The 5,228-nt window shown below is 43.4% G+C and carries 4 protein-coding genes; 3 read left to right on the top strand and 1 reads right to left on the bottom strand.

Annotated elements, in window-relative coordinates; all coding sequences use genetic code 11:
* Together ACH2DQ_RS21970 and ACH2DQ_RS21975 are read left to right on the top strand one after the other, a co-directional pair.
* A partial coding sequence (locus tag ACH2DQ_RS21970) for a TIGR03943 family putative permease subunit (RefSeq protein ID WP_395028336.1) occupies positions 1 to 708 on the top strand: 708 nt, incomplete at its 5' end.
* 89 nt (positions 709 to 797) lie between these two features.
* Positions 798 to 1,682: a CobW family GTP-binding protein gene (locus ACH2DQ_RS21975; protein WP_395028338.1), complete on the top strand. Its 885-nt coding sequence runs from the start codon at positions 798 to 800 to the stop codon at positions 1,680 to 1,682.
* 316 nt (positions 1,683 to 1,998) lie between these two features.
* Here the strand turns inward: ACH2DQ_RS21975 and ACH2DQ_RS21980 are convergent, their stop codons facing one another.
* Entirely contained in the window at positions 1,999 to 4,173 is a 2,175-nt protein-coding gene (locus ACH2DQ_RS21980) for a family 78 glycoside hydrolase catalytic domain (protein WP_394914682.1), read from the bottom strand.
* Positions 4,174 to 4,376: 203 nt separating this feature from the next.
* On the opposite strand from ACH2DQ_RS21980, the gene ACH2DQ_RS21985 reads away from it, so the two are divergent.
* On the top strand, positions 4,377 to 5,228 hold an 852-nt coding region (locus ACH2DQ_RS21985), incomplete at its 3' end, for an AraC family transcriptional regulator (protein WP_395028341.1).

A 5,228-nucleotide genomic window follows, 5' to 3' on the forward strand; every position in this document is an offset into this window, starting at 1 on the left:
TGGGCAATATCCCGTTTTCTGAAGGTGGGAACGCCAAAGTATAAATCCAGTGTGAACAGATGTCTGGTTTTGGTGATTCCGCTCATGATTATACTGCTTCCCCATGGAAACTTTACGTCTCATGCTGCCGTTGGAGGATATTCGAGTGATGTATCCAAAAAATCAGATAAGATGCCAGGCGGGGGCAGTTCCAAAGAAGGGCAGCCGTATGCAGGAGAGACGGAAACGGAAATAGTTCGCTCACAGGATAGACAAAGAGAAACAGAAACAGAAAAGGGGAAAGAGGGGAAAACCTCCAATGTACCAAATAATCAAAAACAGCAGATTCCAGCAGGATTGGATGAGGCAAACAGAACCATAACGGTTAGCGATGAGGACTTTTATAACTGGCTGCTGCAGCTAAGTTATTATCCGGATAAGTATGATGGGTACCAGATCACGATGCATGGGACTGTGTACCGGGATGATACTCTGGAAAACAATGAATTTGCTGTGACAAGATTATTGATGAGCTGCTGTATCGCGGATCTATCTCCCTGCGGGCCTATTTGTATATGGGATGACGCGGAAAATTTAAAACAGGATAAATGGGTTTCCGTAACGGGAATTTTCCATTATAATAAAGAGAAAGGAATTGTAATCCAGGTTACCGGGATTGAGGATGCAGAAAAAGCAGAAAAAGAATATGTCTATCCCTACCGATACTAAATAGATAGAAAATAGATAGAAAAGATCAATACATATCTGGAAAAATTGCAAATAAAAATAAAATCAAAGCAATAAGAAAGGAAAATCAAATGACAAAGATCAACATAATATCGGGATTTTTAGGTGCAGGGAAAACGACTTTGATTCAGAAATTACTGCGGGAAATATTTCAAGATGAAAAGGTTCTGTTGATTGAAAATGAGTTTGGCGAGATTGGAATTGACGGAGGGTTTTTAAAAGGAACCGGAATTGAGATTCGGGAAATAAATTCCGGCTGTATCTGCTGTTCGCTAAAAGGGGAGTTTTGTAAGGCACTGGAAGAGGCTGTGAAGCAATATAACCCGGATCGCATTCTCATAGAACCTTCCGGGGTGGGGAAACTGTCAGATGTTAGGAAAGCAGTGGGGGAGCTGAAGGATAAACAGTCTGTTACTCTGGAGAACAGCCTTACGGTGGCGGATGTTACAAAATATGTTCTCTATCAAAAGAATTTTGGGGAATTTTTCAATGACCAGATCAGGTATGCGGATACGATTCTTTTAAGCCGTACGGATAAAGCAGACAGAGCAAAAATAATGTTGTGCAGGGAAGAATTACGCAAAGTCAACCCGAAAGCATCCGTAATTACAACGCCTCTGGAAAAATTAAGTGGTGTACAGATACTGGAAGTTATGGAAACGCAGGAAGAGATCATAGACAGCGGGGAAATAGAGCAGAAAGTTCCCGATGAAAAGTTGGATTCTGTAAAACTCCGTCGCCTGCGCAGTGCACCACGTATATCCCGATTTGACAGTCAGCATCATTCTGATGATAAATTCAGCAGTTGGAGCATGGAGACGGCAAATGTGTTCACATATCAGGAGCTGGAGCAGATCTTGAAGGAACTAGATGAAGATAACTGTTTTATTTTACGCGTGAAAGGGGCAGTGGAAAGTGTAAAAGGAGAGTGGCTTTATTTTAACATGGTGCCCTGAGAGTGGGAAATAAATAAGGGGGAACCACAATATACAGGAAAAGTCGTCGTGATCGGGACTTCTTTAGACGTAGATAAACTGCAGCGTTTATTTGAAGGCAGCCAAGCAGGGTTGCCTCTGAAATCCTGATGCATTTTCAACTCAGTACCCAGACAGCTTCCGAGAGGAGATAGTCGCATGCTATTCGTTAAATCGCAAAATACAACTCCTGTAAGCTAAAAAAATGCTCATCTTTGTTACATAATCAAAATAGTGCCCAGGAATACCGAATTGACGATATTTTCGGGCACTGTGTAGAGCAGATGTTCCAATCAGTTTATTTAATCTTACTATAGAAAAGATAACTGCCTTTTTCCACGGGATATTCTTTTCCATCAATCACGATTTCTGCAGCAACAGGCGTTTCTATTTCATAGCGCCATAATGCATCTTCGATTTTCCAGGTGGAACGGATCATGCCGTGACGTGTCTCAAGTTCTGCTTCCAGCCAGTCAAGACGCTTATCCGGTATGGGGGCAATCCGCACTTTTTCATAGCCGGGGTATTCTTCGACTGGCGTAATTCCAGCTGCCCTACCATAGACCCAGTCTGCAACGGAACCATATGCATAGTGATTATAGGAGTTCATATCTTTGCTCCAGAAATCCCCATTCTCTTTAATTCCATCCCAGTGCTCCCAGATTGTAGTTGCACCTTTTGTAATCGGATACAGCCAGGAAGGGTAACTTTCCCTCAGCAGAAGATCGTATGCCAGCTGTGAGTAGCCGTATTCGCTTAAAACGTGGAGCAGATACGGAGTTCCCACAAAGCCTGTCTGAAGCTGTTTTCCACAACTCTTTACAAGCTCTGCAAGCTGATCCGCAGCAGCCTGGCAGTCAGGGGCAAGTTGAAAATAAGCGGCAAGTACACATTCTGTCTGAGTCTTGTAGTCCGGGTAGGCTTTTCGAAATGCGGATACAATTGCAGCGTGGAGTGTCTCATATTCTGCAACATCCTCACCTAAAACCCTGCCGGCTTTTATTACCAGAGAGGTGGAATATGCGTAAAACGCAGATGCAATAAAATCTTCCCTGGAGGATCCTTTGTAGCTGCCATCCGGAGCATCCAGACCCAGCCAGTCTCCAAAATGGACCCCGCCTGTCCAGAGATATTCATCCTTTGTATGTGTGGTGATATATCCAATCCACTTTTTCATGCACTGGAACTGGTTTTTTAATATTTCATCATTACCATATGCTAAGTAAAGTTCCCAGGGACAAATAGTAGCGGCATCTGCCCAGGCAGCACTGCTCGTGGGATCATCCAGTAAATTAGGAATAACATGACCCACCTGTCCATCGTCCAGCTGGTCTGCTGCCATATCACCCAGCCATTTTGTAAAGAACTTTTCAACGTCATAATTCAGACATGCCGTCCGGATAAATACCTGTGCATCTCCAGTCCATCCAAGACGCTCGTCCCGCTGGGGACAATCGGTGGGAACATCCACAAAATTACCCTTCTGCCCCCAGATAATATTATCGAAGAGTTTATTCAGCAATGGATTTGAGCAGCGTAAAAATCCTGTTCTTTTCATTTCGGAGTGGACCACTACAGCGGTAAAATTCTCTGGTTTGGCGGCGGAGACTGCCCCCGGAAATTTATCAATACGGATATAACGGAAGCCAAAGAACGTAAGCTTTGGTTTGTAGGTCTGATGTCCGTCTTTGCAGATATAGTGCAGTTGAGCCTTAGCGGAACGGTAATTTTCCGTATAGAAATTGCCATCCTGATCCATGACTTCGGCGTGGGAGATTAAAACTTCATCCCCTGCATTGGCATCTACCTCTAATTCAACATATCCCGTTACCTCCTGTCCGAAATCAACCACAGTTTCACCGCATGGAGTTGTGAAAATACATGCTGCCGAAACTCTTTCCTGCTCACGGATTTCCTCACCCTGCTGTGCAATCAGTGTATCAGAAGGACCGTCAAAGGCGCATACTTCTGTTTCTTTTTCAGTTTGAAAAGCAGCATCATAGGTTTCACCGTCATATATTTCAGAGAATCGGATATTGCTTTCGGCAGTCGTCCATGTTTCATCCGATATCACTGTTTCTTCACTGCCATTTTCGTAGGCAATGTGAAGCTGTGCCAGGATTCCGGCAGGATTTTTTTGTAATTCAGACTGTACCTTTGACCCTTCCCATCCCGGCATTCTGCTGCGGTACCAGCCTTTTCCCACGGTAACCTGGAGCAGATTTTCGCTTCCCAGAAGATCGGTTACATCATACATCTGATATTGAAGCCTCTTTGTATAAGAAGTCCAGCCTGGTGCAAGAACAAATTCACCGACCCGCCTGCCGTTAATCAGGGCTTCATATACACCCAGAGAGGTGATGGTAAGTGTTGCCTCCTTAACATTTTCAAATGCCTGAAACTCTTTTTTAAATGTTGGACACACATCCCCCATGTCAAGTGAGGGTTTGATCCATTTTGCCTGCCATTCCATAAATTTACCTCCATTTTAAATGTGATAATAAGTGTAATATGCAACATCTTGCGATTATAACTGCAATTATAGTGCAATTATAACTTGCAATAGTGTCTTGCAATTAATCTTGCATCAACTGTATCTTGACTTTCATGATACCAGAGAATAAAATGGAAAAAAAGACCTGATTTCTACTTAAATAGGGGGTGAATTTAACTTATATGGAAAAGAAAAGTACATTGGATTTAAAAGAGATTACTTTGGGGAATTCAGAGAAACTGGTGATGATGCCCTGCAGCCAGGATGACATGGAAAGCCATGATCATCGCTTCTTTGAACTGGTTTATGTAACCTGCGGGACTTGTGTCCATACCTTAAATGATGTCAGCAGTGAACTGAAGGCGGGAGATTATTTTTTTGTGGATTATGGGAGTGTACATTGTTATGCCCAAAGCAGGAACCTGAATTTGATCAACTGCCTTTTTCTTCCTGCAATTATTGATGATACACTGAATGGGTGTCATTCTTTTGATGCGCTGATACAGGGGTGTCTGATCCGGTACTATACGCCGTCGCTGATGCAGACACCGGCAAACAGAATATTTCATGACGAAGACAGCCGGGTTCTGCAGCTGCTGACCGGAATGTCCGAAGAATACCGGGAAAAAAGACCGGGCTATACGGAGATTTTCCGCTGCAGGCTGATCGAAATTCTGATTCTCACTCTGCGGGGAATTGTAAAGAGCAGTGTGCGAACTACCAAAAATAAAATCGTTTTGGATGCGGTTCAATATGTAGACCGGAATTACAGGGAACATATTACTCTGGGCATGTTCTGCCAGGAACATCATTTCAGCCTGCAGTACATAAGCCGGAAATTCAAACAGGAGACCGGAATTACTTTCCGGGAATACCTGCAGAAGGTCAGAATAGAGAAGAGCTGTGAACTGCTTGCCGGCAGTGATCTGCGGATATCAGAAATAGCAGGTTTTGTAGGCTATGATGATATAAAATTCTTTAACAGCATGTTTAAGAAACTGGTGATGATGTCACCCCGGGAGTACAGGAAATTG

This window comes from Robinsoniella sp. (assembly GCF_034124845.1).